Source organism: Massilia sp. BGA-UO-ETr-WB1 (assembly GCF_059567845.1).
In genome coordinates this window covers 763,652-778,397 of sequence record NZ_JCAQOT010000025.1, presented here as the reverse complement: position 1 = coordinate 778,397, position 14,746 = coordinate 763,652, and the positions used below count along the sequence as shown (strand labels likewise).

13 protein-coding genes are annotated in these 14,746 nt (G+C 65.5%); 3 read left to right on the top strand and 10 right to left on the bottom strand.

Annotated elements, in window-relative coordinates:
• Window positions 1-64 precede the first annotated feature (64 nt).
• Complete coding sequence (gene pstS, locus AC56DV_RS21685; protein WP_496316295.1) at window positions 65-1,108, bottom strand: phosphate ABC transporter substrate-binding protein PstS; 1,044 nt, start codon at window positions 1,106-1,108, stop codon at window positions 65-67.
• Between the two features lie 271 nt (window positions 1,109-1,379).
• Here pstS and ppk1 point away from each other — a divergent pair, with 271 nt between their 5' ends.
• Together ppk1 and sixA are read left to right on the top strand one after the other, a co-directional pair.
• Window positions 1,380-3,479 carry a polyphosphate kinase 1 gene (ppk1, locus tag AC56DV_RS21680; protein ID WP_496316294.1) on the top strand — a complete coding sequence of 700 codons (2,100 nt, stop codon included), beginning with the start codon at window positions 1,380-1,382 and terminating at the stop codon, window positions 3,477-3,479.
• Window positions 3,480-3,510: 31 nt separating this feature from the next.
• Entirely contained in the window at window positions 3,511-3,978 is a 468-nt protein-coding gene (gene sixA, locus AC56DV_RS21675; protein WP_496316293.1) for a phosphohistidine phosphatase SixA, read from the top strand.
• Window positions 3,979-4,270: 292 nt separating this feature from the next.
• Here the strand turns inward: sixA and AC56DV_RS21670 are convergent, their stop codons facing one another.
• The 5 genes from AC56DV_RS21670 to alr all read right to left on the bottom strand — a co-directional run bounded on the left by AC56DV_RS21670 (window position 4,271) and on the right by alr (window position 9,922).
• Window positions 4,271-5,350: a polyamine ABC transporter substrate-binding protein gene (locus AC56DV_RS21670; protein ID WP_496316292.1), complete on the bottom strand. Its 1,080-nt coding sequence runs from the start codon at window positions 5,348-5,350 to the stop codon at window positions 4,271-4,273.
• Between the two features lie 113 nt (window positions 5,351-5,463).
• Window positions 5,464-6,876 (bottom strand): flagellar filament capping protein FliD, encoded by a 1,413-nt coding sequence (fliD, locus tag AC56DV_RS21665; RefSeq protein ID WP_496316291.1) that lies wholly within the window; start codon window positions 6,874-6,876, stop codon window positions 5,464-5,466.
• A gap of 87 nt (window positions 6,877-6,963) precedes the next feature.
• Window positions 6,964-7,284, bottom strand: a complete 321-nt coding sequence (locus AC56DV_RS21660; RefSeq protein ID WP_496316290.1) for a PilZ domain-containing protein — start codon at window positions 7,282-7,284, stop codon at window positions 6,964-6,966.
• A gap of 135 nt (window positions 7,285-7,419) precedes the next feature.
• Complete coding sequence (radA, locus tag AC56DV_RS21655; RefSeq protein ID WP_496316289.1) at window positions 7,420-8,799, bottom strand: DNA repair protein RadA; 1,380 nt, start codon at window positions 8,797-8,799, stop codon at window positions 7,420-7,422.
• A 13-nt stretch (window positions 8,800-8,812) separates the two neighbouring features.
• Window positions 8,813-9,922, bottom strand: a complete 1,110-nt coding sequence (gene alr, locus AC56DV_RS21650) for an alanine racemase (RefSeq protein WP_496316288.1) — start codon at window positions 9,920-9,922, stop codon at window positions 8,813-8,815.
• 198 nt (window positions 9,923-10,120) lie between these two features.
• Here alr and lplT point away from each other — a divergent pair, with 198 nt between their 5' ends.
• Window positions 10,121-11,383 carry a lysophospholipid transporter LplT gene (lplT, locus tag AC56DV_RS21645; RefSeq protein WP_496316287.1) on the top strand — a complete coding sequence of 421 codons (1,263 nt, stop codon included), beginning with the start codon at window positions 10,121-10,123 and terminating at the stop codon, window positions 11,381-11,383.
• Window positions 11,384-11,406: 23 nt separating this feature from the next.
• Here the strand turns inward: lplT and AC56DV_RS21640 are convergent, their stop codons facing one another.
• From AC56DV_RS21640 to tsaB, 4 genes are read right to left on the bottom strand one after another with little or no spacing between them, the layout of a single operon-like run.
• Entirely contained in the window at window positions 11,407-12,513 is a 1,107-nt protein-coding gene (locus AC56DV_RS21640; RefSeq protein ID WP_496316286.1) for a DUF1853 family protein, read from the bottom strand.
• Window positions 12,497-13,546: a uracil-DNA glycosylase gene (locus tag AC56DV_RS21635; RefSeq protein ID WP_496316285.1), complete on the bottom strand. Its 1,050-nt coding sequence runs from the start codon at window positions 13,544-13,546 to the stop codon at window positions 12,497-12,499. The genes AC56DV_RS21640 and AC56DV_RS21635 overlap by 17 nt, the downstream gene beginning before the upstream one ends.
• Window positions 13,543-14,013 (bottom strand): ribosomal protein S18-alanine N-acetyltransferase, encoded by a 471-nt coding sequence (gene rimI / locus AC56DV_RS21630; protein ID WP_496316284.1) that lies wholly within the window; start codon window positions 14,011-14,013, stop codon window positions 13,543-13,545. The genes AC56DV_RS21635 and rimI overlap by 4 nt, the downstream gene beginning before the upstream one ends.
• Window positions 14,010-14,723: a tRNA (adenosine(37)-N6)-threonylcarbamoyltransferase complex dimerization subunit type 1 TsaB gene (gene tsaB / locus AC56DV_RS21625; protein WP_496316283.1), complete on the bottom strand. Its 714-nt coding sequence runs from the start codon at window positions 14,721-14,723 to the stop codon at window positions 14,010-14,012. Before tsaB ends, rimI begins: the two co-directional genes overlap by 4 nt.
• Between the last annotated feature and the right edge of the window lie 23 nt (window positions 14,724-14,746).

Genomic DNA, 14,746 nt, shown 5'->3' with positions numbered 1-14,746 from the left:
GCAGAGCTGATCTCCGCAGCGTCCCCGGCTAGCCTCCTCGGGCTTGCCGAGGAGGCCGCATGGATTAGTAGATTGCTTTACCCGAAGCGTCTTTCAGGTTGGCTTTCCACGAGTCCTGCACCAGCTTCACAACCGAAGCAGGCAGCGGCACGTAGTCCAGATCGGCAGCGGCGGCGCCGCCATTCTTGAAGGCCCAGTCGAAGAACTTCACGACTTCCTTGCCCTTGGCTGCGTCAGCCTGGGTTTTGTGCATCAGGATGAACGATGCGCCGGTGATGGGCCAGGAGGTCTTGCCGGCCTGGTCGGTCAGCACCACGCCGAAACCTGGCGTCTTGGCCCATTCGGCGTTGGCGGCGGCGGCCTTGAAGTTGTCATCGTCAGGCTGCACGAACTGGCCGTCCTTGTTTTTCACCTGGGCGTGGGCGATCTTGTTCTTCTTGGCGTAGGCCCACTCCACGTAGCCGATCGCACCCGTGATGCGCTGCACGTTGGCGGCCACGCCTTCGTTGCCCTTGCCGCCCACACCCACCGCCCACTTCACTGCGGTGCCGGCACCGATCTTGGTCTTAAACTCGGGATTGGTTTTCGACAGGTAGTCGGTCCACAGGAACGAGGTGCCCGAACCGTCGGCACGGTGCACTACCGTGATGTCGTCGGCCGGCAACTTCATGCCTGGGTTCAGCGCCACGATTTCCGCTGCGTTCCACTTGGTGATTTTGCCCAGGTAGATGTCGCCGATGACTTGGCCGGTCAGCTTCATCGCGCCAGGAGCGATGCCCGCCAGGTTTACCACCGGCACCACGCCGCCCATGATAGCCGGGAACTGCATCAGCCCCTCGGCAGCCAGGTCCTCTTCCTTCAGCGGCATGTCCGAGGCGCCGAAGTCGACGGTCTTGGCTTTGATCTGCTTGATGCCGGCGCCGGAACCTACGGACTGGTAGTTCAGGCCGTTGCCGGTGGCTGCCTTGTACGACTCCGCCCACTTGGCGTAAATCGGATAAGGGAAAGTTGCGCCCGCGCCGGTCAAGTCCGCAGCGGAGGCGGTGGAGAAGGCGACGGCAGCGGTTGCGCCGATAACCAGGGAGGTGAACAACTGTTTCATACGCATATCAATGTCCTTAGGGGTTGTGACGGGTTGAATGTTGCGCAGTCTACCGAGCCAATATGACAGCTTTATGACATGGGAAAAAATAATTAAAACGCACGTCTCAGAGGGAATCATACCCCGGTTTTGGGCGCGCCCCACCCAATTATGACAAGCATGACAGCGGGCTTGTCACGGTTTTGTCATGGAGTTGTCACAATTAACATCTACACTGGTGCGCGCCTGAATTGGGCTAGAATTAACCATCTGCAAAGATAAAGTGATAGACAACATCATGAAGCCTGACCTGCGTTCGGAAACAAATAAGCACGGTATCTTCCTCGACCGCGAACTATCCCAGCTGGCGTTCAACCGCCGCGTCATGGCGCAGGCCGCCGATCCCGCCGTGCCGCTGCTGGAGCGGCTGCGCTATTTGTGCATCGTCAGCAGCAACCTGGACGAATTCTTTGAAGTGCGCGTGGCCAGCCTGCTGGCGGCCGCCGCCACCGACGGCAGCAGCAGCGCGCTGCACCCTGCCCTGGCCGCCAACCTGCGCCGCATCTGCGACGAGTGCCATGAACTGGTCAAGCTGCAATACGACTTACTCAATACCGAAGTGCTGCCGCAGTTGCAGGAAGCCGGCATCCACCTGCTGCGCCACACCCAGCGCAACGAGGCGCAGCGCGCCTGGGTCAAGCAGTATTTCGAGCGCGAAGTGCGCCCGCTGCTCACGCCGATCGGGCTGGACCCGGCCCATCCCTTCCCGCAAGTGGTTAACAAGAGTCTCAACTTCATCGTCTCGCTGACCGGCAAGGACGCCTTCGGCCGCGGCACCGCCATCGCCATCGTCAAGGCGCCGCGCGTGCTGCCGCGCGTGATCCGCCTGCCCGACGAGTTGTCGGACGCCGGCGGCGTGTCGTTCTGCCTGCTCTCCTCCATCATCCACGCGCATATTTCCGACCTGTTCGCCGGCCGCGAAGTAATCGCCTATTCCCAGTTCCGCGTCACGCGCGACTCCGACCTGTGGGTGGACGAGGAGGAGGTGAAAAACCTGCGCCAGGCGCTCAAGGGCGAGCTGCAGGGCCGCCAGTTCGGCACCTCGGTGCGGCTGGAAGTGGCGAAGAACTGCCCGCCCGAGCTGTCGCAATTCCTGCTCGACCAGTTCGCGCTCGACAACAGCCGCCTGTACGAAGTGGACGGCCCGGTCAACCTGGTGCGCCTGACCGAGATCATCAACAACGTGGCCCACCCCGAGCTGCGCTTCCCGCCCTTCTTCCCCGGCGTGGCCAGCAAGACCACCAACACCGACATTTTCGGCGCGCTGCGCCAGCAGGACATCCTGCTGCACCACCCTTACCAGTCGTTCCAGACCGTGATCGACTTCATCCGCGCCGCCGCGCTGGACCCGGCGGTGGTGGCCCTCAAGCAGACCATCTACCGCACCGGCATGAACTCGGACCTGATGGAGTCGCTCATCATGGCGGCCCGCGCCGGCAAGGAAGTGACCGTGATCGTGGAGCTGATGGCGCGCTTCGACGAAGAGGCCAACATCAACTGGGCCGACAAGCTGGAACAGGCCGGCGCGCAAGTGGTGTACGGCGTGGTGGGCCTGAAGACGCACGCCAAGGTGGCGCTGGTGATACGCCGCGAAGAAGCCGGGCTGCGCTATTACTCGCACCTGGGCACCGGCAACTACCACCCCACCACCACCAAGCTCTACACCGACTTCGGCCTGCTCACCAGCAACCCGGAACTGGGGCGCGACGTCAACGAAGTGTTCATGCACCTGACCAGCCTGACCAAGCCGCAGAAGCTGAACCACCTGTGGCTGGCGCCGTTCGCGCTGCAGAACGAGGTGATCAAGGCCATCCGCAACGAGGCCAAGATCGCGCGCGCCGGGCGGCCCGGCCGGATTATCGCTAAAATGAACGCGCTGGTGGACGAATCGGTGATCCGCGCGCTGTACGCGGCGTCCAAGGACGGCGTGAAGATCGACCTGATCGTGCGCGGCGCCTGCACCCTGAAACCGGGCGTGCCGGGCTTGTCCGAGAATATCCGGGTGCGCTCCATCATCGGCCGCTTCCTGGAACACAGCCGCATTTATTACTTCCGCAACGACCTGACGCACGACGTCTACCTGGGCAGCGCGGACTGGATGAGCCGCAACCTGTTCCGCCGCATCGAAGTGGCCTTCCCCGTGCTGGACCGCGCGCTGAAGCGGCGCGTGATCGCGGAAGGCTTGAACCCTTACCTGAAGGACAACAGCAACGCCTGGGAGCTGGAGCCGACCGGCCACTACCAGCGCCGCCGTCCGCGCGGCAAGCAATCCCAGTTCAGCGGGCAGCAGTATCTGATGCACACCTTGGGCACGCCTGGCAGCGAAGTGGACGACTAAGTTGGGATAGCTAACGCGAAAGGGGAAGACGATGGACCTGATCTTGTGGCGTCACGCCGAGGCCGAAGAAGCGGCGCCCGGCCAGTCGGATTTGGAACGCGCCCTCACTACCAAGGGCCAGAAGCAGGCGCGGCGCATGGGCCAGTGGCTGGACTCCCAGCTGCCGGACAATTGCCGCGTGCTGTCCAGCCCCGCCGTGCGCACCCTGCAGACGGTGGAAGCACTGGGCCGCAAATTCAAGATCCACAACGACCTGGCGCCGGGCGCGGACGCGGCCGACGTGCTGAAAGCGGCCAACTGGCCGGGCGCCAAGGAAACCGTGCTGGTGGTGGGCCACCAGCCCACGCTGGGCCAGGTGGCGGCGCTGCTGATGACGGGCGACGACCAGGAGTGGGACATCCGCAAAGCCAGCGCCTGGTGGTTCGCGCAGCGCGAACCGGGCGATCCGGACAGCCTGTACCTGAAGGCGGTGATGGCTTCGGACCTGGTGGTGAAATAAGTGTTGCAATTCCGGCTTGAAAAGCAAAACGCTTCTGCTACAGTTTAGTTGTATCAACTCTAGGGAGCTGCCGTCCGAAAGACGGTTGAAGACATATGTTTACCCTCCTCACCATGGGCATTTTTGGCGGCATGATCGCACTGATTGTGTTCGAGCTGATCCAGGAGTCCAGTGGGAGTCATCACAAACTATCCGATCGCTATCACGAATAGCCTACCGCTTGGCGGAACCGGGCGCCTTAAGTTTGCACTTAAGGCGCCTTTGTCGTTTACAGTCCGCCTATATCCCCGGCTTACATGCCCGTTTTGAACTTGGTGTAGATGCGGGTGACCGAGCGGCGCACGTCGGCCGGCACCGCTTCCGGGGCGATCATGCGCTGCATGTCGGCCGCCGGCAGGAACACCGTCTTGTTCTCGGCGATATCCTTGCGCACAAACTTCATGCCGGCCTTGTTCGGGTTGGCGTAGAACACCTTGTTGGTCAGGCTGGCGTGCACTTCGGGGCGCAGGATGTAGTTGATGAACAGGTGCGCGTTGTTCGGGTGCGGCGCGTCGGCCGGAATGGCCATGGTGTCGAACACCAGCGCGGCCGAAGTCTTCGGCACCAGCACCTGGATCTGGTTGCCGTTCTTGGCGTCGAGCGCGCGCTGGCGGGCGATGTTGATGTCGCCGGACCAGCCGAAAGCCACGCAGATGGCGCCGTTGGCCATATCGTTGATGTAGCCGGACGAGCTGAACAGCGTTACGTAGGGACGGATGGCGCTCAGCACCTTGCCCGCCTCGGCGTAGTCGGCCGCCTTGGCCGAATAGGCCGGCTTGCCGATGTATTGCAGCGCCGCCGGCAGCACCTCGGACGGCGAATCGAGGAAGGACACGCCGCAGGACTTCAGCTTGGCCGCGTATTTAGGATTGAAGATCAGGTCCCAGGCGTTGTCCGGCATCGGCTCGCTGCCCAGCGCGGCTTTCACCTTGCCGACATTGATGCCGACTGTGGCGTAGCCCCACAGCCAGTCCACCAGGTATTCGTTGTTGGGGTCGATCTTGGCCAGCTTGGCCTGGATTTGCGGGTCCAGGTTGGCCAGGTTGGGCAGCTTGGACTTGTCCAGCTTGCGCAGCTGCTTGGCGTCGATCTGCAGCTTGGCCCATGGCGCCGTCGGCACCACGATGTCGTAGCCGGACTTGCCGGCGGCCAGCTTGGAGTTCAGGATTTCGTTGTTGTCAAAAACATCATAGCGGACCTTGATGCCGGTCTCTTTCTCGAAGTTCTTGATGGTGTCTTCAGCGATATAGTCCGACCAGTTGTAGATGTTCAGGACTTTTTCTTCCTGCTGCGCCTGCGCCTGCCCCATGATGGCTGCCGTTGCCGCCAACATCACCAACTTCCTCCAACGCTTCCCCGCCATATGCCTGCCTCCAAAGAAAAGAAGAATACTCAGAACGCGAGATGATCGGGCATTGTGGCGCTGAATGCAAGCGCCGGCGCCAGCTACACCAGGAAGTCGAACAGCGAGCGCGCGCCGGTATAGCCCGGCAGCGCCTCGCTGGCGGCGGCCTGCTCCTGCTGCGTGTAGAACGCCACCAGCACATTGGCCTGGGTGGTCAGCGCCTTGGCCAGGTCGGCCTTCTTCGCCGTCAGCGTGCCGATCTCCTTGCTGACCTGCTGCGCCTCGCGCTGGATGCTGCTGTTCTTGCCGGTCAGCGTGTCGATCTTGGCGTCGAACTGGTCCGCCAGGCCCTTGCCCTGGTTGGTGAACAGGCTGGCCACGCCGGCCGAATCGGCCGCGATGGCGCTTTTCAGTTTTTTATCGTCCAGCACCAGCTTGCCGCTGCTGTCCACCGTCACGCCGGCCGCCGCCAGCGCGGTCTTCGACACCCCGCCGCCGCCCTGCACCAGCGAGTTGAGTTCGCGGCTCACCTGGCCCAGCGCCAGGTCGGACTTCAGCTCGCCTTTCTGCAAGGCGGTCAGCTTGTTGTTCAGGTCGTTGTAGGCGTTGACGAAATTGGTGACGTTCTGCGCGATCTGGGCGCTGTCCTGGCTCACCGTCACGTCGGTCTTGCCGGTGCCGGTCAGCGTCACGCTGACGCCTTCGATGGCGTCCTTCAGCGTATTGCCGGCGCTTTTCACTTCCTTGCCGTTCACGGTGGCCAGCGCGTCCTGCGCCGCTTGCGCCTGGGTCAGGCCCTGCGCCGTGGGGCTGTTGTTGGCGGCCGGGTTGTAGGACACCAGGCTTTTCACGGCCGCGTCGCCGGACACGCTGATGCGCATGCTGGCCGCCTCGCCGTTCTCGCCCTTGATCTGCAAGGCATAGCCGGTGCCGCTCTTGACCACGCTGGCGTTGATGCCGGCGTCCTTGAAGGCGGCGGCAATGCCGTCCAGCGTATTGTTCTTGCTGTCGATGGTGATGGTCTTGGCGGCGGTTTTGCCGGGCGTGAACTTGTCCGCGCCCTCCGTGCCGAATTCGACCTTGATGGTGGCCGGCGAGCCGGTGCCGATCTTGGCGCCGGCGCTGGCCAGCTGGCCGCTATTGAGGATCTGGCCCTGCGCCAGCTGCTTCACGTCCACCGCGTACGTGCCCGGCTTGGCGGTGCCGCCGGCGCTCACGTTCAGCACGCCCTTGCCGGACGAGGTGGCCGAGGTGCTCAGGCCGCTGCCCGCGAGGCGTTCGGCGATCGACTGGAAGCCGGTCAGCGCGCTTTGCAGCTGGCCCAGGCCGGACAGTTTGGTCTGGTCGCGCAGCAGGCTGGTGTTCAGCCTGGCGACCGAACCGGCCTGGCTGGCCAAGGTGCGCTCGACCTTGGCCAGTACCGAGGCGGACGGCGTGGCGGTGTTGGCGCCGTAGGCCGCCGTGCCGGTCAGATTGCCGTAGTTGCCGATGCTACCGATGCCTGTGTTTGCCATGTTGTGCCATCCGATCAAAGTGGAAGACATGATAAGGTCTTCGCCAGCGCTCCCATGCGGCAAACAAAGCGGTATAAAGCGGCCGTATCAGCGCATGAACTTACCGATGGCGGCCACCGTGGCCGCATCCGGGTTGACAAATTGTAGGCCGACTTTCACATCGTCGCCGCTAAAGATGCAATATGTTACTTTTGAGCGGCAGTTGATAATGACCTGCTTGCCATCCACAAACATCTCGAATGAAACCTGCCCCATCTGGCCGGAGGGCACCATGTGTCCCATGGTGACCGACATGCCGGTCGGGCCGAGGTCGATGGTGCGGGCCGGCGCGGGCTTGGCGCCATCCATCACCACCACCGCCTTTGCGCGCAGAATTTTACGGGTTGTCTGCCTTTGATCTACTAGCACTCTTTTGCTTCCTGACTATCGTGATTGCCTGACTGGAGCGCGTCTCTGGTAGCGCTCTACAAGCCGTCATTTTACTGCGCATTCAATTTTGATGCAGGCGGAAGTTGCCGTGCGGTTAAACTTGCTTGCTGCAACTTATTGCAGCTCGCGCAGCTTGGTGAAAGCGTCGTCGATCCGCTCCACCGCCACGATGGTCATGCCCTCGATGGCCTGCTTGGGCGCGTTCGCCTTGGGGATCATGGCGATCGAGAAGCCCAGCTTGGCCGCCTCGCGCAGGCGCTCCTGGCCGCGCGGCGCGGGCCGGATCTCGCCGGCCAGGCCCACCTCGCCGAACACCACGAAGCCGCGCGGCAGGGCCTTGCTGCGCATCGACGAATTAATCGCCAGCAGCACGGCCAGGTCGGCCGCCGGCTCGGTGATCTTCACGCCGCCCACGGCGTTGATGAACACGTCCTGGTCGAAGGCGGCAATGCCGGCGTGGCGGTGCAGCACCGCCAGCAGCATGGCCAGCCGGTTCTGCTCCAGGCCCACCGACAGCCGGCGCGCGTTCGGCAGGTGGCTGGCGTCCACCAGGGCCTGGATTTCCACCAGCAGCGGGCGGGTGCCCTCCTGCGTCACCATCACGCAGGAGCCGGGAACCTGGTTGTCGTGCTGGGACAGAAACAGCGCGGACGGATTGGACACGCCCTTCAAGCCCTTGTCCGTCATGGCGAACACGCCCAGCTCGTTGACCGCGCCGAAACGGTTCTTGATGGCCCGCACCAGGCGGTAGCTGGAATGGCTGTCGCCCTCGAAGTACAGCACCGTGTCGACGATGTGCTCCAGCACGCGCGGCCCGGCCAGCGCGCCCTCCTTCGTCACGTGGCCCACCAGGATGATGGTGATGCCGCTCTGCTTGGCCATGCGGGTCAGCTGGGCGGCGCACTCGCGCACCTGGGCCACCGAGCCGGGCGCCGAGCTGAGCGCGTCCGAATACATGGTCTGGATCGAGTCGATCACCGCCACCTGCGGCTTCAGCTCGGCCAGCGTGCCGAGCACCTTTTCCAGCTGGATCTCGGCCTGCAGCTTCAGGTCGCGCGCGTCGATCGCCAGGCGCTTGGCGCGCAGCGCGATCTGGGCGCCGGACTCCTCGCCGCTCACATACAGCACGCTTTTCGCGTGCGACATGTGGGCCAGCGCCTGCAGCAGCAGGGTCGACTTGCCGATGCCGGGGTCGCCGCCGATCAGCACTACGCCGCCGGCGACCAGGCCGCCGCCCAGCACCCGGTCGAATTCCTCGATGCCGGTGGGGAAGCGCGGCACGTCCAGCGCCTCGATGTCCTGCAGCGACAGCACCGGCGCGGTCTGCGCCAGCGACAGGTGCTGCGGGTTGGAGTAGCGGTTATTGCCGGCGCCGGACTCCATCACGGTTTCCACCATGGTGTTCCACTGCTGGCAGGCGCCGCACTGCCCGGTCCATTTGCTGCTGGTGCCGCCGCATTCGCTGCAGGTGTAATTGGTTTTTGCCTTGGCCATGCCGATGTTCCCCTTAAGCTTCCACCACGCGCACGCGCGGCGCCAGTGCGCACATCAGCTCGTAGCCGATGGTGCCGGCCGATTCGGCCACCTCGTCGATCGGCATGCCCTGCCCCCACAGCACCACCGGGCTGCCCACGCGCGCCTGCGGCAGGCCGCTCAGGTCCACGGTCAGCATGTCCATCGACACCCGGCCGACAATGCGGGTGCGCACGCCGTCCACCAGCACCGGCGTGCCTTGCGGCGCGTGGCGCGGGTAGCCGTCGGCATAACCGCAGGCCACCACGCCGATGCGCATCGGGCCGTCGGCCTGGAAGCGGCTGCCGTAGCCGACGCAGTCGCCGGCCAGGATGTCCTGCACCGAAATGAGTTCGCTGCTCAGCGTCATGGCCGGCAGCAGGCCGAGTTCCTGGGCGCTCTTGCCGCCCGGCGAACCGCCGTACAGCATGATGCCGGGCCGTATCCAGTCGCTCACCAGCTGCGCGCCCAGGTTTTCCGCCGCCCCGGGCATCTGGAAGATGCCGGCCGAATTGGCCAGGCTGAACGGCCCCGGCAGGCCCGCCGCGCCGGCGTTGAAGCGGCGCAGCTGTTCGCCGATCGGCAGGCGCGGGTGCGCGGTTTCGTCGGCGTTGGCGAAGTGGGTCATCAGCGTGATTTCGCCCACGTGCGGCAGCGCGCGCAGGCGCGCGTGGGCGGCGGCGAACCGCTCCGGCTTGAAGCCGAGGCGGTTCATGCCGGTGTTCATTTTCAGGTGCAGGTTCAGCGGCCTGGCCGACGCGGGCAGCCGGGCCGCCTCGATCAGCGCCAGCTGTTCCTCGCAGTGCACGGCGCCGTTGATGTCATGCTCGGCCATCATGGCCACGTCAGCCGCGTCGAAGCCGCCCTCCAGCAGCAGGATGGGCTTGCTCCAGCCCAGGTCGCGCAGGCGCAGCGCGTTGTCCGGCTCGATCAGCGCCAGGCCGTCCGCACCGGCCAGGCCGCGCATGGCGCGCTCCAGGCCGTGGCCGTAACCGTTCGCCTTCAGCACGCCCCACACCCTGGCGCCCGGCGCGCAGGCCCTGGCGCGGGCCAGGTTGTGTTTCATGGACTCTATATGGATGGTTGCGACGATCGGCCTTGGCATAGTGACTTTGGGACGGTTGAGCGAAGCCGTATTCTACCGGATGGGATGGCGGACGCGCCCGCGGAATCGGCCCGGATTGCCCGCGCGCGTGGTGATTTCCAAGGGGAAACATCGGTTTCATACATGTAGTCGATTTCTTGGGAATACCAGATATTCATGGTATAAAGCAAGCCGAGATTAGTTTCCAGGCCTTCCAGTATGAATCGTGGTTTTTACACCATCATGGCAGCGCAGTTCTTTTCGTCACTGGCAGACAATGCACTGCTGTTCGTGGCCATCGACCTGCTGATTTCCATGAAGTCCCCGGCGTGGCTGACGCCGCTGTTGAAATTGTCGTTCGTGCTGTTCTACGTGCTGCTGGCCGCTTTCGTCGGCGCTTTCTCGGACGCCCTGCCCAAAGGCCGGGTCATGTTCATCGCCAACATGATCAAGATCCTGGGCTGCGCCATGATCTTCTTCCACGTGCACCCGCTGCTGGCCTACGCCATCGTCGGCTTCGGCGCGGCGGTGTACTCGCCCGCCAAGTACGGCATCCTGACCGAACTGTTGCCGGCCGAAAAGCTGGTGGCCGCCAACGGCTGGATCGAGGGCCTGACCGTCACCTCCATCATCCTGGGCACCGTCATGGGCGGCGCGCTGGTCACCGGCCGCCTGTCGAACATGCTGCTCAATATCGACATCCCGCTGATCGACACCGGCATCGACACCACCACCGAAGCGGCGTTGTGCGTGCTGGGCCTGACCTATGTGCTGGCCGCCATCTTCAACCTGCGCATCCCGGACACCGGCTGCGTCTACCCGCACCAGGAACGCAATCCGATCAAGCTGATCGTCGATTTCTCGAACTGCTTCACGCTGCTGTGGAGAGACAAGCTGGGCCAGATCTCGCTGGCGGTGACCACGCTGTTCTGGGGCGCCGGCGCCACCTTGCAGCTGATCGTGCTGGAATGGGCGCAGCGCTCGCTGGGCATGCGCTACGACCAGGCCACCAGCATGGTGGGCATGGTCGCCATCGGCATCGCCTTCGGCGCCATCATGTCGGCGCGCTTCATCACGCTGCGCAAGTCGCTGTCGGTGATCCCGCTGGGCATCCTGATGGGCGTGATCGTGATGGGCATGACGCTGGTGTACTCGACCTGGATCGCCTACCCGCTGCTGGTGGTGATCGGCGCCATCGGCGGCTTCTTCGTGGTGCCGATGAACGCGCTGCTGCAGCACCGGGGCCACGTGCTGATGAGCGCTGGCCACTCGATCGCGGTGCAGAACTTCAACGAGAACCTGTCCATCCTGACCATGCTGGCCATGTATTCGCTGATGATACGCCTGCACCTGGGACTGAACACCATCATCGTGCTGTTCGGCCTGTTCATCGCCGGCATCATGCTGTGCATTATGTGGCTGCACAATGCCAACCAGCGCCAGCAGGATTCGCTGGCACTGATCGGCGAAGCCAAGCACTAGCGTCCAGTCGCGTTTTAACCCGCTTACGGGGGCAGCAGCCCCTGTTCTCGGCGCGCGGCGGCCCGCGCGCGCCAGTCGTCGGGCGCGACGAAACCCCGCTCGCGCTCGACCAGCCAGCCATTCCGCTCCACCACCGACGCCACCATCACCGGCGACATCTCCTGTTCGAAACGCGCCAGCACGGCCTGCACCACTTGTGCTGCGCCCAGCGGCACGGCGCTGTCCACCGCCGCGATGGAATTGACGCGCGCCGGTCCGGCGGCGGCAGGCGCGCCCTGCCCGGCACCCGGCACGGGGGCCGGAACCCCGGCGCCGGCGGCAGCCACGCGCACCTTGAGCGGCGCCAGCCATTGCAGGCGCGGCATCACCACGTATTGCTGGTCCGGCTGCGCGGCGCCGTCGCGGCCGCCGGCGAATTCGCTCAGCGTGCTCCAGTAGCCCAGGCAGTGCCCGGGCGAGATGCCCGCCAGCGCGTGCGGCGAACCTTGCGGATAGAACAGCCAGCCCTTGACCAGCGCCTGCGCCTGGTCCACCGGCTGCGGCAGCAGCGGCTGCGCGGCCGGGTGGTAGGCCAGTTCCAGCTGCTTGGCGAAGGTCTTGCGCATTTTGACGCCCAGCGTGTCCGCCAGGTTGGGGCCGACCAGGTGGTTGAAGCTGGCCGCCCCCGCAGTATCGTCCAGCAGGTAGAACTTGGTGGCGAACTCCCAGTGCAGCAGCCGGCTGCCGTGGCGCAGCAGGAAGTCGAACTCGCCCACCGTGTCGTTGCGGTTGGCGCGCACCTGCAGGCCGTGCGCCACCAGCGTGCCGTGCTGCTCGAAATAGAAGGCCATCAGCTTCTCGGCGTACAGGCCAAGGCGCGAATAGAAGCGGCCGCCCAGGGCGGCGTCCAGCGGCGCGGGATCGTGCTCCAGCGCGGCCAGCCATGCGGCGGCGGCCGGCGGCACGGGGCCCAGCGTGGCGATGCGGTTTTGCCAGTGCGGCGAAGAGGGGTCGAGCAGGTCCGGCGCTTCCAGCAGCCAGGCCAGCGCGCGCACATGGGGACGGGTCAGATGGCCCCATGTGCGCTCGAAGCGCGTCTGGTACGTTTCCGTACCGGTCGGTTCCGGCGCGCTGTCAGGCCCGGCCGGCATGGGCCGCTCTCGCCAGGCACAGGTCGGACCACGCCTTGGCCTTGTCCACCGGCTTGCGCAGCAGGTCGGCCGGATGGTAGGTGGCGATGGTGGGAATGCCGTCGTAACGCAGCACCTTGCCGCGCGCGGCGGCGCCCAGCAGGCCTTTGCCGGCCGCGTGCCCCAGCGTGAGGATCATGCGGCTGCCGGCCAGCTCCAGCTCGCGCTGCAGGTAAGGGCGGCAAGCCGCCAGCTGCTCGGGCGTGGGCAGGCTGTCGCGGCCGCTGCCATCCTGGGCGGCCGGCGGGCGGCATTTCACCAGCGTGGTGACGTAGGCGTCTTCGTCCGGCGCGAGCGCGATGGCTTTCAGCATATTGTCCAGCAGCTGGCCCGCTTCGCCGGTGATGGCGCGCACTTCCTGCTCGTCCGCAGCGGTGGGAGCGGTGCCCAGCACCAGCCATTGCGCGTGCGGGTCGCCGCGCCCCGGCACGGCGGCCTGGCGGCTATGGCACAAGTCGCAGCGGGTGCAGGTGCTGACGGCGGCCTGCAGCGCAGTCCAGTCCATGTCGGCGATCTGCTGGCCGGGCTGCTGCGCGCGGGCGGCGGCCGACGCCGGAGCCGCCGCCGGCACGGGCACGTCGTCGAACCAGGCGGTCGATTCCGGCTCTTCCGCGCCTGCGGCGGGCGGGCGCGACGGCGCTGCCTGCACCGGCTTGGCGGGGGATTTGGTGACCACCGGCGGCGGCGTGGCCGGCAACGGCGCGTCGTCGAACCAGGCCGTATCGTCGCTCGCTGCGGCGTCCGGCGCAGGGCGCGCGGCGGCAGGCTGCATGGCGGCAGGCTGCTGCGCGGGGATCTCATGCCGGACGGCGGCAGGTTCGTGCCCGGCGTACGCCGCCATGACCGCAGCGGCCAGATCGACATCCCCGGCCGCCTCGGGAACTTCGGCAACCTCGTTCCCGGCGCAGGCCTCGGCAGCGCCCGGCGCCGGATTGCGCAAGCGCCACTGCACGCCTACGCCGATCTCCTGCAGGAAGACTTCGTTGCGGTTCATAAAATATAACGCATGACGATCGCGTCCTCGCGTTGCTGGCCGCCGGCCGGGTAGTAACCCTTGCGGCGGCCGATCTGTTCAAATCCATAGCGCTGGTACAGGTCCAGCGCGCGCGCGTTCGACGGCCGCACTTCCAGCAGCATCGATTCCATCCCCAACCCGCGCGCACAGGCCACGGACTGGTTCAACAGGAAGCGGCCCAGCCCCTGCCCCTGCCACTCCTGCGCCACCGCCACGTTCAGCAGATGCGCCTCGTCGACCATCTGCATCACCAGGAAGTAGCCCATCAGCTGCATGTCCGTGTTGCGCAGCACCCAGGCGTGGTAGCCGCTGGCCAGCGAATCGGCGAAATTGCCCCGGGTCCAGGGATAGGGGTAAACACGCTCTTCCAGCGCCACCACTTCATCGATATCGCTGTCCTGCATCGGTTCATAATTGAGCCGCGCCAGATCCCACACAGGCTTCATGCGGCGGCCTTTGCTGCGTTGATCTCGCGCCGTTCGGCGCTGGTGTAGGCAATCTTGTTGCGCAGGTAGAGCGGCTGCGCGTCGGCCGCCTTCACGCCCTGCCCTGCGGCGAAAGCGATCCGGCCCAACTGCGCGATCTGCGCCGCATGCGGCATCACGTCCGCGTGCGCGCCGGCCGCGAACGGCTTGCCCGCCAGCGCTTCCGCGTAGGCGGAAAAGCCGTTGCCGCAAGCCGTCACTTCGCCCTGCGGCGCCACCGCTTCCGGCGCCGACAGCGCGGGAGCCAGGACAGGCGCCGGCGCCGCCTGCGAGCCGCCGCCGAAGCGGTACTGGGCCCAGTAGACTTCGCTCATGCGCGCGTCCAGCACGGCCAGGATGTCGGTGCCGCCATGCTGCTGGTGGCAGGCCAGCGCCATCGCGTCCAGCGTCACCACCGGCACCAGCGGCAGCCCGGCGCCGTAGCCCAGGCCCTGGGCGATGCCGCAAGCGGTGCGCACGCCGGTGAAGGAACCGGGGCCGGCACCGTAGGCGATCGCGTCGCAATCGCGCAGCGCCACGCCGGCTTCGGCCAGCAGTTCCTGGATCATCGGCAGGATGGCCTGCGAATGGGTGCGCACGCCGGACGACGAACGCGTGTAGAGCTTGCCGCCGCGCAGCAGCGCGCAGGAAGCCATTTCAGAGGATGTTTCAATTGCAAGTATGGTAGACATGCCGTATTTTAACCCGCCGAAGC

Coding starts and splice junctions, on each gene's coding strand:
- pstS (WP_496316295.1), bottom strand. CDS start 1,108: ATGCGTATGAAACAGTTGTTCACCTCCCTGGTTATCGGCGCAACCGCT.
- ppk1 (WP_496316294.1), top strand. CDS start 1,380: ATGAAGCCTGACCTGCGTTCGGAAACAAATAAGCACGGTATCTTCCTC.
- sixA (WP_496316293.1), top strand. CDS start 3,511: ATGGACCTGATCTTGTGGCGTCACGCCGAGGCCGAAGAAGCGGCGCCC.
- AC56DV_RS21670 (WP_496316292.1), bottom strand. CDS start 5,350: ATGTTGGCGGCAACGGCAGCCATCATGGGGCAGGCGCAGGCGCAGCAG.
- fliD (WP_496316291.1), bottom strand. CDS start 6,876: ATGGCAAACACAGGCATCGGTAGCATCGGCAACTACGGCAATCTGACC.
- radA (WP_496316289.1), bottom strand. CDS start 8,799: ATGGCCAAGGCAAAAACCAATTACACCTGCAGCGAATGCGGCGGCACC.
- alr (WP_496316288.1), bottom strand. CDS start 9,922: ATGCCAAGGCCGATCGTCGCAACCATCCATATAGAGTCCATGAAACAC.
- lplT (WP_496316287.1), top strand. CDS start 10,121: ATGAATCGTGGTTTTTACACCATCATGGCAGCGCAGTTCTTTTCGTCA.
- AC56DV_RS21640 (WP_496316286.1), bottom strand. CDS start 12,513: ATGCCGGCCGGGCCTGACAGCGCGCCGGAACCGACCGGTACGGAAACG.
- AC56DV_RS21635 (WP_496316285.1), bottom strand. CDS start 13,546: ATGAACCGCAACGAAGTCTTCCTGCAGGAGATCGGCGTAGGCGTGCAG.
- rimI (WP_496316284.1), bottom strand. CDS start 14,013: ATGAAGCCTGTGTGGGATCTGGCGCGGCTCAATTATGAACCGATGCAG.
- tsaB (WP_496316283.1), bottom strand. CDS start 14,723: ATGTCTACCATACTTGCAATTGAAACATCCTCTGAAATGGCTTCCTGC.